The sequence below is a fragment of the Halomonas sp. IOP_14 genome (assembly GCF_021021315.1).
GTDB classification, from domain to species: domain Bacteria; phylum Pseudomonadota; class Gammaproteobacteria; order Pseudomonadales; family Halomonadaceae; genus Vreelandella; species Vreelandella titanicae.
The window spans coordinates 1-412 of the sequence record NZ_JAINWD010000119.1; the positions used below are offsets into that span (position 1 = coordinate 1).

At 64.3% G+C, this 412-nt stretch carries 2 protein-coding genes; both read left to right on the top strand.

Features of this window, described 5'->3' with window-relative positions; translation table 11 throughout:
• Positions 1 to 203, top strand: a 203-nt coding sequence (locus K7H09_RS24355) for a hypothetical protein (RefSeq protein WP_230806393.1), incomplete at its 5' end; no start/stop codon positions are given.
• The coding region (locus K7H09_RS24360; RefSeq protein ID WP_230806394.1) for a hypothetical protein at positions 193 to 412 on the top strand (220 nt) is incomplete at its 3' end. The genes K7H09_RS24355 and K7H09_RS24360, both read left to right, overlap by 11 nt.

Sequence of the window (412 nt, forward strand, 5' to 3'; positions counted from 1 at the left end):
AGGCTCTCACCGAACACGCCAGTGGCCAGCGCGGCAATACCCCACTGGCCCTCGACAGCGTGGTGATCGACCTGGATCACGAAGACGTTAGCCTCACCTGGCGGGCACTGTTTCCGCTCGATGACCCGCTCAAGCAGGTACGCATCCGGCGCACACCGCTGGCGGCGTTATCATCTACCGGAGGGGCACGCCATGTCGGATGACAGCAACACGCCACCAGACGCCCAGGGGCAAGCCCGTAACGGCCAGGCCCGCCACGCCGGTAATGCGGAGGCCCGCTGGAGAGCGTTGACCAGCTACCCTGATTTTTGTCAGGTGGGCGATAAAATCGTGGGTTTCGATTCCGAGGCGACGCTCGGCAACCCGGTGAACTACTCGCCCAACGTGATCACCGCCGGGCAGCGCACCTACC